Here is an 18,650-nt window from a genome sequence, read left to right on the forward strand (position 1 = left end):
CTATAGGCTGTTAAAGTCAATTATTGGTTGTAAGCAGAATGCTTATTGCCAGTTTGCAAAGATATTACATTCTATTCATAAATTATACATATATAAATATTTTGCATCACTGATAGAACACATAGAACGAGCTTTTGTTTAGTTTTTTCCTTTTTATAACAGTAAGACTAACCGGTACAACATAAATAGTCGGCTCTCCTGATATCCCATCAGAAGAGCCGACACGCTTCAAATCCAAATTGATCTTAATAGTGTTATGAATTTTTAAGAACGTTTATAATATTCCCTTGTCTGAATCTGAGTTCTCCAAGCTCTTTTTCCCTGCTTCATGCTTTCTACCGAACGATACGTTCCATGAAAAGCGCAAATAAAGCATGTGCCCGTTTTCTTTTATATACGACCATGACGTCGATGGCTTAATATTGGACACGTTACGACTTCCTGCACTCCAGTAATCCTTAAACGGATATGACATCCCAACCGAAAGTTGTGCTTCTTTGTACTTATATCCGGCTTCTATATAGTTCCAGTCTTCACCATACCAGATAGTTTCGCCCCACAACTCTTTATATCTGGTATACATCCCCATTGTCAATAAACAGTTTTTATATATAAGGTTGGAACGAGCTCCGCCATGCATAAAATTGTGTACATGTGTATTACCATAATTGGACTTAAATATATCCCGATGCACTCCAAACCACCCGGTAACAGTCCATATATCTTTAATAAGCCTCAAAGTAACATCTCCATTTAAGAATAAGTAATGTTCTCCCTTATGATTATCCGAAAAGCTTATCACCTTATCCCCTTCTATACTAAATGCGTCTACTATAAGCTTATCAAAATACATATAACCGATAACTGTACTTATATCAAATATTCCTTTATTGTAACTTAAAGTCAATCTGTTGTTATAGAGATTATATGGTTTTAGGTTAGGATTTCCCCTACTTATCTGATAAGTATCGGTTTGTTGTTCCACACCACTTAGTTGCCCCAAGGAAGGAGTCCGTGTATTCACTATAAATGAATATTTCAACGAAAAATTATCATTTAATGGATAACTAAGTTGAACGGAAGGGCGGAAGGTATAATAGGTAGCATCCTTCTTGCCTTCTTTGAAAAACAGACGAGTTCCACCTATACCGATAGTGTAGCCTAACTTTTTAGCTATTTTTCCCTGTATCTGAGCATACAAATAAGATTCCGCATTTTTCATTTTAGTAATAGTATTTGCTCCGCCTTCATATGTATTATCAGCAAAACCTTGTGTATGTTTTATACCCGAGGAGAAGGATAGATTTTCGAATTGCTTTTCATATACGGCTTCACCGATAACAGAGTATTTATTACCGTCTATTTTATTAAAAATATCGGAAAGCACTTCGCCATCTTCAGTTTCTTTGTATCTACGGTCACTATTGGAACCAATGTATGTCCCCACAAGATTCACAGCAAGTGATTGCTTATTCTTCAATTCTCGTTTGAAGTATATATCGAGTACAGGAGTATATTCATTCCCTTTATTTCTTGAAGAGGAGAGTGTCTTATTTAGACTATTGGAATATAATATATTTTGTGCGTTTTGATTTTTATAATTGTAGAACTGATTTTTAAACAACACGTTAAACACATACTTATCAGGGGAAGTAAGATTGTATGATAGATTCAAGTATTGATATTGATAATCCATAGGAGCATAAATACCTTTCTGCTCTCTGGTGATCGGATTGTTCGGAAAATTCAGTGTCTCTGTTTGATCAGACCACCGTTTGTCATAGCTTCTATAATTGATAAAATAATTGAGTCCGAATTCTGAAGCTTTATAGTTTGTCTTGAAAGTTAGATTATCATTTCCAAACCCTACATATGGAGAATTTCGTCCGTCTGCAAACACATACCCTCCATAATTTTTCTGCCGGTCAACAATCAGATTTAATACAGCACCCACATTCTCATTTCCAAAACGTACTCCGGGATCTTCAAAAAACTCGACACGAAGAATATCTTGTGATCTTAAAGCTGCAACTTCTTGTACAGAAGCCCTGACCCCATTGATTCGAAGTTGAACTTCTTGGTTGCTAATTTTTATAGTTCTATTTACAGCATCTATATTCAATCGGGGTATTGCCATATTGCTAAGCAAGTCGAATGCACTCACAGATGTTTTTACTTGCATAGAGTCGGGCATAAGTATTTGACGATCTATTTTGTTTATTATCCGATTTCCTGTTACAATAACTTCACCAAGAGTTTTCGCATCTTCCTGTATTTCTATATCACCTAAATCGATATGTGTTGTAAGATTATTAATCTTGATAAATGTTGTACGATAGCCCATATAAGAGGCCTTGAGGATGTAATCTTGTTTTTGAAACTGCCCCGCAATCAAGAACAAACCGGTAGTGTCTGTTTGAGATCCGGTGATATATGTGGAATCCACTTTAAGCAATACTGTTGTAGCAAACTCAATAGGCTGTTTTGTTCTCAGATCTACAATACGCCCTTTTATATCTATCGCACTTACCGAGATGCTGACGATAATAAGTAAAAGTAAGGATAATATAGCTTTCATTCTTTTTGTTTAATTATTTATACTATTTACACGAAATGAAAAGCCATAGTGTTACAAGAGATTTCCTTTAATTTGAAAATATTGCAATTTTCGATCTTTTTGATTTCTATATAATTTTAATTCCCAACGATTTTTATATATAAAAAAATGGCTGTGATGTTTCCTCACAGCCATTATATATATCAGAAGTTGTTAATTAACTTTTAAAGTTAATAGCAGCCTGTGCTGCCGCTAGACGTGCAATTGGAACACGGTATGGAGAGCAACTCACATAGTTCAATCCTACGCAATGGCAGAATTCGATAGAAGATGGTTCACCGCCATGTTCTCCACAAATACCGACTTTCATGCCCGGACGGGTTTGACGGCCTTTAGTCACAGCAGATTGTACAAGTTGTCCCACACCTTCCCTATCTATAGCCTGGAATGGATCTATTTTTAGAATACCTTTCTCTAAGTAAATAGGCAGGAATTTACCCACATCGTCACGAGAGAACCCGAATGTCATCTGAGTAAGGTCATTTGTTCCCAAAGAGAAGAATTCAGCAGATTCGGCAAGCTTGTCAGCTGTGATAGCGGCACGAGGCGTTTCCACCATTGTTCCTACCTCAAAATCGATTCTATCACCTATTTCTGCAAATACCTTTTCAGCAGTACTGCGAATGATATCTTCCTGGAATTTCATTTCACTCAAAGAGGTAGTCAATGGTACCATGATTTCAGGATGAGTTTTTATTCCTTTTTTCTTCAGTTTCAGAGCAGCTTGCAGAATGGCTCTTGTCTGCATTTCAGTAATTTCAGGATAAGTATTTGCAAGACGGCAACCACGATGTCCCAGCATTGGATTCATTTCTTGCAATGATGAAATCTTTTGTTTTATCTTACTTTCAGAAATTTGCATTGCCTCTACCATTTCCTCCAAACCCTTCATATCATGAGGCAAGAATTCATGCAATGGTGGGTCGAGTAAACGAACTGTTACAGGAAGTCCTTCCATAGCGGCGAATATACCTTCAAAGTCTTCTTGCTGAAGAGGAAGCAGTTTTTTTAATGCTTTCTTACGTTCTTCTACATTGTCTGCCAAAATCATTTCACGCATGGCAATGATCTTATCCCCTTCGAAGAACATGTGCTCTGTACGGCATAAACCAATTCCTACAGCTCCAAAGTTGTGAGCAACAGAAGCATCGTGTGGAGTATCGGCATTCGCTCTTACTTTCAGACGGGAATATTTATCTGTAAGTTTCATCATTTCGGCAAAATCTGCACTTAATTCGGCATCTTTTGTTCCTACCTTACCGTCATACACTTCTCCTGTAGAGCCATTGATAGAGATCCAATCACCTTCACGATACTCACGATCATCAATCATAAGAGAACGCCTCTTGTAATTGATACGAAGGTCAGAAACACCGGACACGCAACATTTACCCATGCCACGAGCAACAACGGCAGCGTGAGAAGTCATCCCTCCGCGAGCCGTAAGGATACCTTCGGCAACAGCCATACCTTTTAGATCTTCAGCGGCAGTTTCTATTCTGACAAGGATAACTTTTTTATTTTTATGATGGCTTGTTTGCCATTCAGCATCATCGGCAAAGAAAACGATTTGCCCTGTAGCTGCACCGGGAGACGCAGGGAGCCCCTTAGCTATAACTGTAGCAGCTTTTAACGCCTTCGGCTCGAACACTGGGTGTAGTAATTCATCTATCTTCTGAGGTTCAACACGCAACAAAGCTTCTTCTTCGGATATCAAACCTTCGTTTAACATATCCATGGCAATCTTTACGGCAGCAGCACCGGTTCGTTTTCCACTACGTGTCTGAAGCAACCATAGCTTGTTATCTTGTATTGTAAACTCAAGGTCTTGCATGTCTTTATAATGCAATTCAAGCTTTTTCTGAATTTCATTCAGGCTCTTGTAAGCTTCAGGCATTACTTCCTCCAGAGACAATCCTCTTTGTTTTCTCTCTTCTTCAGTGATGCCCTGTTGTCTTGCCCAGTCATAAGAACCTTGTAAGGTAATCTGCTGAGGAGTACGTGTACCGGCAACCACATCTTCACCTTGTGCATTGATAAGGAACTCACCATTGAACCGAGCTTCTCCTGTAGCAGCATTACGAGTAAATGCTACTCCCGAACCGGAATTATCATTCATATTACCGAATACCATTGCCTGCACGTTAACGGCAGTACCCCACTCTGCAGGAATATTATTCAGTTTGCGATAAAAGATAGCACGTTCGTTCATCCAGCTTTCAAATACAGCCATGATGGCATTCCAAAGTTGTACCCATGGGTCTGTTGGAAAGTCTTGTCCGGTTTTTTCTTTTATTATTTTTTTGAAACGTACAACAAGTTCTTTCAAATCTTCTGTTCCAAATTCTGAATCTTGTTTTATACCTTTCTTTTCTTTCAGTTCATCTATAATTTCTTCAAAAACATCTTCATCATCCTTTTCTACAGGTTTCAAACCCATCACCACATCACCGTACATTTGTATGAAACGACGATATGAATCCCAAGCAAAGCGAGGAGTCTGTGTCTTACGCGCAATGGCTTCTACGGCTTTTTCGTTTAATCCTAGGTTTAAGATTGTATCCATCATCCCCGGCATGGAAGCTCTTGCTCCCGAGCGAACCGAAACGAGAAGAGGGTTTTCATCATCACCAAATTTTGGTCCTCCCACAACACGCTCGATATGATGTATTGCTTCTTTCACCTCATTTGTAAGAAGTTTAATAACATTTTCTTTACCTTCCTTGTAAAATAAATTGCACACTTCTGTAGTGATTGTAAATCCCGGAGGCACAGGTATTCCCATTAGACTCATTTCTGCCAAATTAGCACCTTTTCCTCCTAGTAACTCCTTCATTTTCGCGTTTCCCTCGGTAACTGTACCGCCAAAGACATAAACAGACTTTCCACTCATACTGTAACGATTTTAAAAGGTTAGATAATAGTATTTAACATGTTCATGATATTCGTATAGTGCAAAAATCGACTGACTATCTGTTACAATCAATCGATTTCAATATTATGAAAAAATAACCGGATAACAAAGTATTTTAGAGTAATTTAATATGGTTATAAAACATAATAATCCCGACAAGAGACCTTGCCGGGATTACATGAAAATATTATTTTTTGTAAGCGAAACCTCGCTTTTTAACAAATATACACTATCCTATAACATGCATTGCATCCAACACTAATTTTAGAAGGAATAATACTGCAATGACGTACACTGTAACAGATACATCTTTTGATTTTCCGCAAAAAACTTTGATAAACGCAAAACTCAACATACCGAAAACAATACCTTCTGCTATACTGTATGTAAAAGGCATAAACACGATGGTAAGGAATGCAGGCAAGCCTTCGCTCATGTCGCTGAAATTGATCTTAGCAACAGACGAAATCATAAACAAACCAACAATAATCAAAGCCGGTGAAGTTGCAGCAGCGGGAACCATCAGGAATAATGGTGCAAAAAACAGAGCTAAGATGAAGAATAACGCTGTACTTACAGAGGTGAGTCCGGTACGACCGCCCGATGCTACACCCGATGCACTTTCTACATATGCAGTAACTGTACTTGTACCAAGTATAGAACCCACGGTAGTACCTAGAGCATCAGAGAACAGGGCTTTCTTCATTTGAGGGAAATTTCCGTCTTCATCTGCAAGTCCTGCTTTTGATACCACACCGATCAATGTTCCTACTGTATCGAAGAGGTTTACAAACAACAAGGTGAATACAACGATAACCATGTTGATAGATAAAATATGATCCCACTCAAACTGAGCAAAGATAGGAGCAATAGATGGAGGTGTATCAATCACATTTCCTTCGGGTAATTTAACATCTCCCAAAATAAGACCAAAGATAGTTGCTACAACGATCCCTATCAAAATAGAACCATTTACATTTCTTACAAATAGTACAGCTGTAACAAATAGTCCTAAAAAGGCAATCCATATACTGTGTTGAGAAAAGTCTCCTAATGCAACCAATGTAGCAGGACTTGACACTACGATTCCTGCGTTTTTCAACCCAATCAATGTAATAAACAGCCCGATACCTACAGGAATTGCGTCTTTTAATACTTTTGGTATACTTTTTACTATTAGTTCACGAACATTGAAGAACGTAAGTAGTATAAATATAATTCCTTCGATAAATACTGCTGTGAGTGCAAATTGCCAAGAATATCCCATTACACCGCATATTGTGAAAGCAAAGAATGCATTCAACCCCATTCCGGGAGCTTGTGCAATTGGCAGTTTAGCATATAATGCCATCATAAGGGTGGCGAAAATAGTTGCCAAAGCTGTAGCAGTAAACAATGCATCTTTATCCATCCCTGTAGTAGACAATATACTTGGGTTTACGATCAGGATATAAGACATAGTAAGGAAAGTGATAAGACCCGCAAGAAACTCTTTGCGTATAGTCGTATTATTTTCCGAAAGCTTAAATGTTTTTTCTAGTAAGTTTTTCATATTCTATTAATGATCAAAAGTTCCACTTAGCAGCAATAGTAGGATTTATATATGGTTCATTTAAGCGAGACCCATTAGCTGAGTTAATAAAGTTGTTGCTTATCTCTATTTCTGTACCTAAGGACAAGTTTGAATTAACATTATACCAGAATTGTGGCTCTGTAAGCAGAATTATTTTTTTACCACCTCGGTCTACTCCATGAACCGGGTTTTTATCCTGAGTCCAAACATCAAGGAATCCACATACAGTGAATTTATTATCAAAGAGATTAGCTCCCCATGTTACTGTCCACTGAACATCGTTACTAACTCTCTCGAAAGCATTGTATTTATATACTAAATAAGTTCCAAGGTTTACGCCTTTAATATTTGTAGCATAAGATGCTCCGGCTAAGTAGGCATTTGCGATAGAAAAACCAAAGTTCTCTGCCTTACCTACACCACCATTAAACTCTAAGTGGGCCATAATCGGGCTTTTTCCCAACTTCAGGTCGCGGGCAATTTCAAGGTACATTGTTCCTATATTTCCTCTGCTTTGGTTAAAGTCCAAATCGACAAACATGAAAGTAGACCCCCATTTGTCAGGTTTGAACATCTCAAATGTTGCAGTAAAATAGTTTTTTCCAGAAATTTTGTCTCCATGTAGGGCATGACGTGGATCAAAATGTAACTGAAGATTCTGTGCCGAAGCATAGAATGAAGCCATTAATACGATTAATGTGAATAGTACCTTTTTTGCCATATTATTAGAATTTATTATTAAAAATGCAAAAATAAGTAAAAAAAAGAATTAAATATTTGTCGAAGAAGATTTAACAATCGTTTTTTTTCAACAATATGTAGAATCCTTTCCCAGCTTCGTTTTTTAGTTTTAAAATAAATTATGCGTAAATTTTTATTTTTTATTTTGAAATATAAAAAAATGTCATACCTTTGCACCGCAATAAGCAAAAGACGGGATGTAGCGCAGTCCGGTTAGCGCACCTGCTTTGGGAGCAGGGGGTCCCAGGTTCGAATCCTGGTATCCCGACGAAACAAAAAGACCTGACTAATTATAGTTAGGTCTTTTTGTTTATGTTATAGTTTCCGTTTTATAAAAAAAGAGATTTCTCAAACATACAGATACAAAATTGCCCTATTCTGTAAACAAGGACATGAAAAGGCAAATAAGTAGCAAAACCATGTTTTACATTCTATAAATAAAAAGGTAATTTTGATTTATAGAATATTGATTATCCCTTCAGTGAGAATATAATTACGTAATGGGTGTACAATAAAGTGAGCACCCACATTATTAGTCTTTCTTTTGTTAGATTATATATAAAGAGCGACTTGTACCCATTCTTTACTTCTTGCTAAGACATCCAATCACTAAAAAACAATTAATAAAATAAGCATTCTAAAAAAATACTAAAATATATTTATTTATATTTGTCGAATCAGCTATACTATTCTCATTTAAAATGAGATAATAGATAGATTATTTTGCTAAAGGAAGGTTACATTTCACATAAAGAGAAAATTTATTTATGAATCAGAACTTTTCTAGTCAACAATTAATGAGGCTTTGCAAACAGGATGAGTGGGAAGACTATGATTTAACAAAAGATGGTCTTTTAAAGCTTATTGATGAGAATTTTGAAAAAATTATATCTGGAACGTTTGAATTTCAAATCAATAAAGTTGGAGATTATTATTTGACCGAAGATTTACCTCAAAAATTAATATTAAGAAAACTAAATGATAATCTCAAAAGATTATATAAGGATGAACAGGCAAATAGGCGAATAATAATAAGACAGGTAAAGACACTTTTAGAGGAAAATGGTCCAATGTGGATTCTAAAAACTGATATTGAAAAGTTTTATGAAAGTATTGACAAGGAAAAGATAATATCAAAGCTAAAAAATGATTCTATGTTATCTTTTCATTCATTGTACCTTATTGATAAATTATTCTCTAATGATAAAATAGAAGGAATAACGGGAATACCTAGAGGATTGAATATAAGTGCTACACTTTCAGAAATTTATATGCGGAAATTTGACCGATGGGTTCAACGAATAATTGGAGTATATTACTATGCTCGCTTTGTGGATGATATTGTAATTTTTAGTAATGATAAAAGTGTTATAGAAGATATCAATAAAAACATTAATTTTAATCTCGAAAAGGGTTTAAAAAAGAAGGAGAAAAAAACTGCTATTTACAATGGTAGTGATATAAAAACTTCATACCCTTTAGAATATCTAGGATATAGATTTACAACAACGACGAATGGCAGGAATAAATCTTTATCTCTTTCTATTGCTGAAAAGAAAGTAAAGAAGATAAAAAGCCGAATTATATACTCATTTCTTGATTATCTAAAAAATGCAGATTTTGATTTATTAGAAAAAAGAATAAAATTTTTAACTGGAAATTTTAGCGTAAAAAAGAGTAATGATGGGAATGAATTAAAAGCAGGTCTTTATTATAATTATTCGCATATTACAGATTTAAGAGTTTTTGATGAATTGAATATATTTTATAGAAAACTATTATATAGTCGAAATGGCTCTTTAGGTATAAAACTTAATGCTAATTTATCTTCGCACCAAAGGGATATATTATCAAAGTACTCTTTCAAACATGGATTTTTAAAAAAAGTATATATATCATTTACTTTCGAAGAAATGAGTAATATCAAAAAATGCTGGTAAAATGAGTAAGGTTAAGATTAACAAAGATGATATTAATAGAGTTCTTCTTACAGAACTTTTACCATATGAAGTTCCTATGTTGTTTTCTAATGATGGGTTTTATTCTATTGTTTCATCTGGAAACTTTGATTACTTTGCAGGTAAAATCAAATCTATAAAAAATAGTTCTGATTATGGAATTCCCTTCAACTTTGAAGTTCGAAAATCTGTTTTAGGAGATACTAGAACCTTAAGTGTTATTCATCCCATAAATCAGATTCCATTTGTTGATTTTTATAAAAAATACGACTCTGTAATTATTCATCTATGCTCAAAAAGTCCGTTCTCTTTAAGAAGGGTTTCTAGAATTGCCAGATTTTGTTATACACCAGATTTTGTATTTGAAGAAGATGAACACAAAAATGCTGAAGTAGAAGTTGAACCAGATATATTAGACAAGGAAACAAAGTTACTTAAATCATACTTTACCTATAAACCCATAGATTTAATATACAAATTTTATGAAAGAAATGAATATCAGCGTTTAGAACAGCGTTTCAATTTAATGTTGGAATTTGATATAAATAAATGCTTTTACAATATATATACTCATTCCGTCACATGGGCTGTAAAAGATAAAGAAAGTTCTAAAAGAAATGCTAAAAAGATATCTTTTGAAAATACTTTTGATAAAATAATACAACAAGCTAACTACAATGAAACAAATGGAATAGTAGTTGGTCCAGAGATTTCTAGAATATTCGCTGAAATAATTTTGCAGAGAATAGATCTAAATCTACTTGTAAAATTGAATGAAGAAGGTGTTAAATTTGGCGTGGATTATGAAATACGACGCTATGTTGATGACTATTTCTTATTTACAAATGATGAAAACATTCAAGATTTCATTTTAAAAACATACAAAAAGGAATTGAAGGAATTCAAATTATATATAAATGAATCCAAGACAACCAAAAGAACAACCCCTTTTATTTCTAATATAGCTGTAAGCAAAAGAGAATTAAGGTATCTATGGGATAGCCTCCGAAGCTCTATAATTGTTCTTGATGAAGTAGAAAACGATGCAGGCAATAAACAAAAAATAAAACAACTAAAAGACTTTAGAAGTCCTTATGCTGTATCTCAATCTTTCATAAAAGATTTTCAATGCATTGTACAACGAAATGGATTAACATACGATATTTTAAGTAAAGACATAGTTCGTTATTGTAAAGAATTTATCGTAAAAATATTTAAGGATAGTAAACTGGAAAAACCAATTTCTATTATCGAAAAGATTTTATTATTAGTATTAGATATAAGTTTTTATGCATATTCCTTAAACATTACTTCAAGTACGACTTTTAAACTTGCTCAATTAATAGTATTAACTTGTAAATTTTTGGATGGTAAAAATGAAGACGTAAGACATAATATTTTTTCAAAAATACACAGGGAAGCAGACTTTGTGATGACTATATTTCAACGTAAGTCTAAGAAAAATGAAACCAATATCGAAACTTTGAATTTATTAATTGCTCTCAAAAAATTAGATAAGATATATTTATTAAGTGAACAAAAAATTATAGATTTGTTTAACTTAAAGTCTGAACATGATTATGATAAATTGAATTATTTTCATATTGTGACATTATTATACTATATTACAGATAATCCTTTATATGCAAGACTAAAAGCTAACTTAGAGAAGTCCGTTATTCATAAGTTTAATAAAGATAATGACCCTTTTACTAAATCGGAATTAACTCTTTTGTTTTTTGATTTTATTAATTGTCCATTTATTCATATTGATATAAAAAAGAGGTTAGTAAGAGATGCTCATTATGCAAAAGCTGGTGATGAGATAAAGGAGATAGCAAATATCTCTAATTATAAAACATGGTTTATGGATTGGGATACAGAAATTGATTTAGAACGTGTTCTCAAGAAGAAAGAATGGGGTTCTACTTACTAAAATATAAAGATTGGTGCAAACAGTCGAAGATTTTCGGGGTCTAGAATCTGAAAATCATTAATACTCTAATCCGCATTTGTCAGTATACATGAGAAATAGGATTAGTTGAGTTCAATTAATGTTTGTATATTTTTGAACACCACACACGATAACTAGATGCGCCAATCTTTTCTTAAATAATACTGATAATAACAGTTTGATCAATTATTTAGGATATAATACTACTTTCTAATCTCCTTAAAATTATACTTACCTCATCTTTATAGATTCAAAATATTATATCTTTGTTATCAGAATAATACTCACATAATAGGGAGATTCTAAGATATTGTACTTGTTATGTCCTGTCTGTTGGAATCGGTAAGATTCCAACAAATGGAAAAAGGCAGAATAATGTACGCTGCTATGGCGTACCTGTATCCGTTGTTTCTATTTAAATCTCTTTGCTAATCAATCCAAAAAAATTGTGGACTAAGCATAAATATAGGTAAGTCTGAATAAGGAACAAACTCTTAAAGCTTTATTCATAAGGCTAAAAGCTATTCACTGTAAATCCTTTTTATCATCAAATAATTCAGGATAATGCTTTCTTATCAAATCCTGATCTTTCTGGTCTAGTTCTTCCAAAAGTTTAGGTTTGTCTTGAGGCCGTAATCCTTTTTGATTCATCACATTTATTAAACTCCAGTCTTTGACGGGTTTTAGAGGCGTAGGATCAGACGGTTCTTTTGCTTCCATATCGTAGCGAGTAAAGTCGATAACATGAAATGGAGTCATTCTATGCCAATCGCGTAACAAAGCCAATCGAAATTCTTTATTCATGAACCATTTTATCTCCAGATTATTATACGAATCGCCAAGCCCCGACCCTCTTTCCTCGAATCTATAGTTCCAGTCATCATTCGTCTTATTATGTTCACGCCAGATATTGCCAAACTCTCCAAAAGTTACAAAATGAGTATCCGGCCAGCGCTCTTTTGTTCCGCTCACCCACATTTCCATTGCTTTGCATATAAATTCCTTTCCAAACTCATGAACCATTTGGGCTTCCCAGATATTAGTCACCCATCCAAATCCGTTTAGTTCAAAACCTTTATCAAAATGAATGGATTGTGTATGCATAACTTCCAGGTGTCCCAAGTCGAGACCCCAGCCTTTATATGTCTCTATCGGGCCTACCCCACGCCGGCTATTATACCCTTCAATACCATGTCCGCTTTGCCCACTACGACGAGCACATAGAAAATCCATTGTCCAGCCATCAAGATTCACGCAGTCTATAAAATCATTTTTGCTTTGTGCCGGCTTGCAGAAATGCTCTGTTGACGGATAGAATGGATATGACGGAGAACCGTCAGCCCCTCCTCCGTCTATATTATGCTGACTCCAGATGACGGCATGCGCCGTATGTATCTTTTCTTTTTCGGCAAGATATTTTAAGTTATCGGCTGATAAAAATCCACCGATAATTGACTGGGGGCGATATCCATCCCCAACCATATCGAATATGAGTTGGATTGCTTCAGACATTTCACGGTTTACCCTCTCACGAGGCAGATACATTGCCGGAAAATAACCCGGAAAGTAAGATACCTCGTCACCATATTTTTTCTGACATTCTACAATATACTGACGGATCTGCTTGTAATTTTCACGCTGGTCTTCCAATGCATTCATCGTAAAACCCCAGGTCAATCGTCCATCCGGATTATTCTTGGCAAAGGCTTCTCTTAATGAGCGAACTCCGTCCAATGTATGCCAGTCTCCCTCGTCACGTGGATGCAGTTTTACATCCCGCGAAACTTCCCAAGGGGTGGTACGTATCATAATACAAAGGGTTACAAATCTATTTCCTTTGAGCGGAAAAGGTTCATTATTAGAGCCAATAAAAGGCTCTGAGGCTTTTAGGAAGTTGGTAAAAGCAAAAATTATAAAAAGGAATATAATCTTTGACAAAAGAATATTTTTGTTCATATTTATTTGTTTTACAAAATCTTTCGGAAAGAATTAAAAAGCACAGTGCATTCAAGAAAAGCGAATGCACTGTAATTCATTTCATCGTTTATTTGTACAATCAACAACTAGTTGATTATTTACAGGTATCAGACGAAAGACATAGTTGGCAGCAATCCCCCTTTCTACTATCCCTGCTTTGCATGTAATACTGTATTTGTAGTTCATAAATTCAGCATCGATACGATTGTTGCCTATGAAGTGGAATGGCAATTCTTTTCCTTCGGCAGTTTTAAGTTCAAGTACCCAGCGAAATTCTTTTTCAGCAGCTTCACAGTGTACCTCAAACACATCTTCATGGAATATAATTCTAAAAACATTCTTGTTATCATCCTTACATTCCACTTGCAGCACATCTTTGGCTATTTCTGTTACTACAGGCTCGTTCAACAATACTTCCTTCTTATTTCCGTCTTTATCTATACTCTTTATGTACAGTCCTGCCCGGTCGTCGTTTACACTCCACATGAAGCCGTCGACAAACGGAAGCGTATAATATAAGAACTGGTTTCCTTCTCCTGGTTTATTCAGATAAGGAGATTCGAATTTCTCATCGAAAAGATGAATATCGCGGAAACGGAAAGATTTTCCTTCCCACAAAAGATTGGCACGATAGTAGCGGCTGTTGAACCAAACTGTTTTTCTACCCTCATTACGGATATCAGTCATGGTAGTTACTGCTGTAGCCGGAGTGGTTGAAAACTTCTCTTTAAACCATCTGCCCGATTCGCCCAATGTCTGTATTTTGATTTTATGCAATTTCTTTAGTGAATCAAAAATGGGGAACTGCATTTCCAGTCCTTTCTGCATGCCATTCCATGTGAAAGAATTTTCCTGTCCGGCCTGTGCATAATTGAAAGCCAAACAAGGCTGGTTGACAATCGATTCCAGAAAATACTCCACCCATTTCTTATCCATACCCGACTCGCGGTAAACAGGTTCCAAAGATATGACACCCTGCCTGTCGTGTCCCAGTCCGGTATCGTATTGATAAATAGGGTCGCTTCCCAGCATGCGGAAAATAGGCACAGGTATCTGTCCCTCCGACGTTTGGGCAGGCATATAAGCATTTAGTTTGCTAGGATAATATGCCTGATTCCAGTATCCACCCCAAAGTGTGTAGCCGTCGGTACCCACCTGATCCTTACAGTTACACGAAGCTATTATTTTATATTTGTCGTACATGTAAGCCAATGTATGCGAATCGATATACCACGAACCTACCGATTGCGGATATTTCCCGAATATTTTCTTAAATTTCTCCATATATACATCTACCAGCTTTTCTCTTTCCTGGGGCGTATATCCTGTAGTGAAAGCAATATTGGCATGAGAAACCCATGAATGTTCTCCTCTCCACTTTATGCCCGCAGCTTCTACATGAGGCTGGGTAATTTCCCACCACGCACCAATTTCAGAATTTGGTTTCAGTTCATTCTTGAGTAAATCCTGATATTTAGGATTGATCAAAGCATCGTATTGAAGCAGGAATGTGGCCGGAAAGGAATACTTATCCAGTAACTTAATTTGCTCCCGAACAGTTTCGAACAGAAGACTATCTGCATTTTCAACACGGTAGTCGGTCTGACGGATAAAATTTACAATATTGATTATCCGGGGAGCATCCGATATCCCTTCCTTTTGGGTTTTAGGAGCATTGGTAGTACAACTCATGCTCACAGCGGAGAAGAGTAATGCTAGAACAGTCAGTTTTCTTAGACTCATAAATATCATTTGTTTATTAGAATTTTCATTTTAGAACCGGCCTACTATAAAAAGAATAAATAGCCGGTTATTATTATTTACTTAATCAGGGCATTTTTAGTAACTGTGGACATCAGTCAACAAGCAAATATGGGTAATATTTCTTAATTAGAGCAAGTCCTTCCGGAGATATTTTATCAATTGCCTTCGGTTTATCTTGCGGACGGCTCTGTTTTTGATTAATTTCTCCCATCAGGCTCCATTTTCGGGTCATATCCTTAGGTTCTTCTGCCTTGAGATTATAGTTGGTAAAATCAATCACATTTTCCGTTCTGTTTTTCTGCCAATCTTTAACTAGCGCCAGACGGAAATCCTTGTTCATAAACCATCTGATTTTCAGATTAGAATCAGAACCTCCGATACCTGAGCCCTTCTGCTCGAAACGGTAATTGAAAGAATTATCCTTGTAATAATCCCTCCACAATAAGCCGAATTCGCCCTGAGTGATGAACTTAACATCTGGCCAGTTTCGTTTTATCTCATTCAGCCAGTCTTTAAGGCCTGATATATCTATTGGAAGAGACAGTTCCCAGCAATTAGTTACCCAGGCAAATCCGTTGAGCTCAAATCCCCTGTCATAATGCATAGCGGAAGTATATAGCATCTGCGTTAGTCCTGTCAATTTCCCATAGGCCATTAAGGTTTCGATAGGACCTACCCCCATACGGCTGTTGAAACCGTCGGCAAAACCAGCTCTACGAGCCGAGAGGAAATCCATTGTCCATCCATCCAGATTCACACAGTCAATAAAGTCATCTTTGCCTTGAGCGGGCTTACAAAAATGTTCCTTCGATGGATAGAAAGGATAAGAAACTGCCCCGTCGCCATCCTGATTATCGATAGAAAATTGGCTCCATATATTGCCTTGACATACATGTATTCCCTCTTTTTCAGCTAAGAATTGTTGATTTTCGGCAGACAGAAAGCCGGCGACAACACTTTTGGGGCGGAATCCGTTTCCGACTATTTCACTCACCTTAGCCAGGCCATCGTGCAAGTCTTTATTTACCTGTTCGCGAGTATTATAAGCATTGGCAAAGTATGCACCGGGTATGAATGTAATATCGTCACCATACTTAAGGCGATATCCGACTACCAGTTCACGAATCTTCTTATAATTTTCGGTTTCGTCATGCAATGCCAACCAACTAAATGCCCATGTTATCCTTGCACCCGGAAACTCAGAAGATACAGCTTCCCGGAATGCGATTATACGCTCAGGGGTATGCTCCGAACGTTCGTCCAATCCTTCGTTTCTGTCTCTGCTTACCTCAATCTGATTTACACGGATTATTGTATTCAGGGTGAGGAAACGATTTCCCATCAGTACAGCCGGTGTCGGCTCCCCCTTACTCTGTCCTTTTAGGGAAGAGAGAGAGCCACACCAAACTGAAGTAAAGGTTAATAGAATTAAAAATAAACTTTTCTTTGTCATCTTATAACCGTTAATATATTCTACCACCCCGGATTATTTGGTAATAAATTCGGATTGAGTTTTGTTTCATCCAAAGGCAGAGAATAATAATAATTTTTAGGTGCTATAAACTTACGGTTTGTCTCAGGTTCTACAATATAGAAACCATTCTCATCCAGCTTCTTTGCGCTTTCATCATCCAGCACCTTCAGTTCTGCATACTCACTACCTTTATACCTGAAACCTTTCAGAGCTCCAACCAATTCAGTTTCCGCCGTTTTCCAACGTCTGAGATCATCTCGTCTAAATCCTTCAAATGCAAGCTCTATCGTACGCTCTCTGCGTATTTCAGTCCGCATATCCAGTCCATTTGCCTGTACAAATTCATTTGTAAGGACAGGCATCTCTACTCCCTTTCGTGAGCGGACTACATTGATCGTATTATTCAGGACTTCATTACTTATTTTATCATCTTTTTCGAATGTGGCTTCTGCCAAGATAAGTAATACTTCCGCATAACGGATGATATGATAATCATAATACGAATCGTTTACTCCGGTTCTTTCTTCTCCCATAAACTTCCATAGCTTATATCCTGTCTTCGTATTCGGACGGGTTTCAAAACCCGGAGCACTGACCAACTGACCATCCTGCGGGCTCAGGAATGTTGTCCCCGGTATCAAGAACGTCTGAGTCATACGGGGGTCACGATTTTTAAACTCATCAGCCATTTTTTTATATCCTTCAAATCCTGATCCGGAGGCGGTTATAGGCAAGCCCGTACTTTTGCACAGATACATCTCGGCCAGCTTTTTGGTCGGAGTACCCCTCTGCCCCCAATAAACACCGTGAGCCTGCGAGTGCATACGTATATCTTTAAAGTAGCGGTTAGAAAGAATCGCTTCCGGCGCATCGTCCCCTTTTTCTATAAACAGATAACGATAGCTCTCGGCACCTGAGCCTTCATATAAGGAGTATTCTCCACTTGCCCTTACTTTTTCAGCTGCAGCTACCGCCTGTTCCAACAGTCCTTTATAATCTGTCCGGTGCTTATGATATTTGGCCCATGTTCCGGAGAATAATGCAACTCTCGCTTTCAAAGCTAAGGCTGCGCCCTGTGTTACACGCCCCTTATCATCGGCTGCAAGCTCACTCTGTTTTGGCAATTTAGTATAGATTGCTTCCAGTTCCGAAAGTATAAAATCTTCTACTTTGTCCTGAGAATCTCTATGAGCAAATAATTCAGGGGAATCCACATTTAAAGTTTTAGTAATGACAGGCACGTCAGCGAATCTCTTCATCAAACGCCAATAAGTATAGGCCCTGAAAAAACGGGCTTCGGCTACATAATGTTCTATTTCGGAAGGATTGCCCTCGTAGGCTTCACTTTTCTCTATAATTTTATTACAATTACGGATATCAGTAAACCTGTCATTCCAATTTCCATCCGAAGAATTTGCTATATATGTTCCATTACTTACATTATTTGCTCCTTCGCCGTAAGCAATATCACTTTCACTGTCGCTTGTATTAAAACTTTCCATCCTGTCATACAAGAGATTTGCCGCTTTCTTATAATCGGCCGGGGTTTTCCAAAACTGAGGATCGCTTAGGTTTTCTTTCGGAAGCAAATCCATATCCTGGCAACCTGACATTACCATTAAAATAGCAATGAGCGCAGAAATTATTGATATATATTTTTTCATGATTATTTACTTTA

10 protein-coding genes and 1 tRNA gene are annotated in these 18,650 nt (G+C 36.5%); 3 read left to right on the forward strand and 8 right to left on the reverse strand.

The genetic code is table 11. The annotated features are described in order from the left end of the window. Window positions 1-274 precede the first annotated feature (274 nt). The 4 genes from PKC55_RS15410 to PKC55_RS15425 form a co-directional block, all read right to left on the reverse strand. Window positions 275-2,578 (reverse strand): outer membrane beta-barrel protein, encoded by a 2,304-nt coding sequence (locus PKC55_RS15410; protein ID WP_324373557.1) that lies wholly within the window; start codon window positions 2,576-2,578, stop codon window positions 275-277. A gap of 196 nt (window positions 2,579-2,774) precedes the next feature. After that, window positions 2,775-5,510: a pyruvate, phosphate dikinase gene (gene ppdK / locus PKC55_RS15415; RefSeq protein ID WP_291128546.1), complete on the reverse strand. Its 2,736-nt coding sequence runs from the start codon at window positions 5,508-5,510 to the stop codon at window positions 2,775-2,777. Between the two features lie 250 nt (window positions 5,511-5,760). Continuing rightward, window positions 5,761-7,083 carry an NCS2 family permease gene (locus PKC55_RS15420; RefSeq protein WP_135105587.1) on the reverse strand — a complete coding sequence of 441 codons (1,323 nt, stop codon included), beginning with the start codon at window positions 7,081-7,083 and terminating at the stop codon, window positions 5,761-5,763. A gap of 13 nt (window positions 7,084-7,096) precedes the next feature. After that, the gene (locus PKC55_RS15425) at window positions 7,097-7,825 is read right to left on the reverse strand and encodes a DUF5020 family protein (RefSeq protein ID WP_006841862.1); all 729 of its coding nucleotides are present in this window, start codon (window positions 7,823-7,825) and stop codon (window positions 7,097-7,099) included. 213 nt (window positions 7,826-8,038) lie between these two features. Between PKC55_RS15425 and PKC55_RS15430 the strand changes: the two genes are divergently transcribed. The 3 genes from PKC55_RS15430 to drt3b all read left to right on the forward strand — a co-directional run bounded on the left by PKC55_RS15430 (window position 8,039) and on the right by drt3b (window position 11,739). Next, window positions 8,039-8,113 (forward strand) — tRNA-Pro (locus tag PKC55_RS15430). 499 nt (window positions 8,114-8,612) lie between these two features. Further along, window positions 8,613-9,785, forward strand: a complete 1,173-nt coding sequence (drt3a, locus tag PKC55_RS15435; protein ID WP_283685377.1) for an antiviral reverse transcriptase Drt3a — start codon at window positions 8,613-8,615, stop codon at window positions 9,783-9,785. 1 nt (window position 9,786) lies between these two features. Beyond that, window positions 9,787-11,739 (forward strand): antiviral reverse transcriptase Drt3b, encoded by a 1,953-nt coding sequence (drt3b, locus tag PKC55_RS15440; RefSeq protein ID WP_283685378.1) that lies wholly within the window; start codon window positions 9,787-9,789, stop codon window positions 11,737-11,739. Window positions 11,740-12,282: 543 nt separating this feature from the next. Here the strand turns inward: drt3b and PKC55_RS15445 are convergent. The 4 genes from PKC55_RS15445 to PKC55_RS15460 form a co-directional block, all read right to left on the reverse strand. Next, on the reverse strand, window positions 12,283-13,713 hold the full coding sequence (locus PKC55_RS15445) for a DUF3863 domain-containing protein (RefSeq protein ID WP_324373558.1): 1,431 nt from the start codon (window positions 13,711-13,713) through the stop codon (window positions 12,283-12,285). A gap of 81 nt (window positions 13,714-13,794) precedes the next feature. Continuing rightward, entirely contained in the window at window positions 13,795-15,426 is a 1,632-nt protein-coding gene (locus PKC55_RS15450; RefSeq protein WP_291128209.1) for a hypothetical protein, read from the reverse strand. Between the two features lie 163 nt (window positions 15,427-15,589). Next, a complete protein-coding gene (locus PKC55_RS15455; protein WP_324373559.1) occupies window positions 15,590-16,951 on the reverse strand; it encodes a DUF3863 domain-containing protein in 1,362 nt (453 codons plus the stop codon). A 20-nt stretch (window positions 16,952-16,971) separates the two neighbouring features. Then, window positions 16,972-18,636, reverse strand: coding sequence for a RagB/SusD family nutrient uptake outer membrane protein (locus PKC55_RS15460; protein WP_324373560.1), 1,665 nt, complete (start codon window positions 18,634-18,636; stop codon window positions 16,972-16,974). Between the last annotated feature and the right edge of the window lie 14 nt (window positions 18,637-18,650).

Origin of the sequence: Dysgonomonas sp. (assembly GCF_035323175.1) — a bacterium.
Classification (GTDB): Bacteria; Bacteroidota; Bacteroidia; order Bacteroidales; family Dysgonomonadaceae; genus Dysgonomonas.

What these genes read in the sequence shown, in the direction of transcription:
- PKC55_RS15410 (WP_324373557.1), bottom strand. Translation starts at nt 2,578, where the DNA reads ATGAAAGCTATATTATCCTTACTTTTACTTATTATCGTCAGCATCTCG.
- ppdK (WP_291128546.1), bottom strand. Translation starts at nt 5,510, where the DNA reads ATGAGTGGAAAGTCTGTTTATGTCTTTGGCGGTACAGTTACCGAGGGA.
- PKC55_RS15420 (WP_135105587.1), bottom strand. Translation starts at nt 7,083, where the DNA reads ATGAAAAACTTACTAGAAAAAACATTTAAGCTTTCGGAAAATAATACG.
- PKC55_RS15425 (WP_006841862.1), bottom strand. Translation starts at nt 7,825, where the DNA reads ATGGCAAAAAAGGTACTATTCACATTAATCGTATTAATGGCTTCATTC.
- drt3a (WP_283685377.1), top strand. Translation starts at nt 8,613, where the DNA reads ATGAATCAGAACTTTTCTAGTCAACAATTAATGAGGCTTTGCAAACAG.
- drt3b (WP_283685378.1), top strand. Translation starts at nt 9,787, where the DNA reads ATGAGTAAGGTTAAGATTAACAAAGATGATATTAATAGAGTTCTTCTT.
- PKC55_RS15445 (WP_324373558.1), bottom strand. Translation starts at nt 13,713, where the DNA reads ATGAACAAAAATATTCTTTTGTCAAAGATTATATTCCTTTTTATAATT.
- PKC55_RS15450 (WP_291128209.1), bottom strand. Translation starts at nt 15,426, where the DNA reads ATGAGTTGTACTACCAATGCTCCTAAAACCCAAAAGGAAGGGATATCG.
- PKC55_RS15455 (WP_324373559.1), bottom strand. Translation starts at nt 16,951, where the DNA reads ATGACAAAGAAAAGTTTATTTTTAATTCTATTAACCTTTACTTCAGTT.
- PKC55_RS15460 (WP_324373560.1), bottom strand. Translation starts at nt 18,636, where the DNA reads ATGAAAAAATATATATCAATAATTTCTGCGCTCATTGCTATTTTAATG.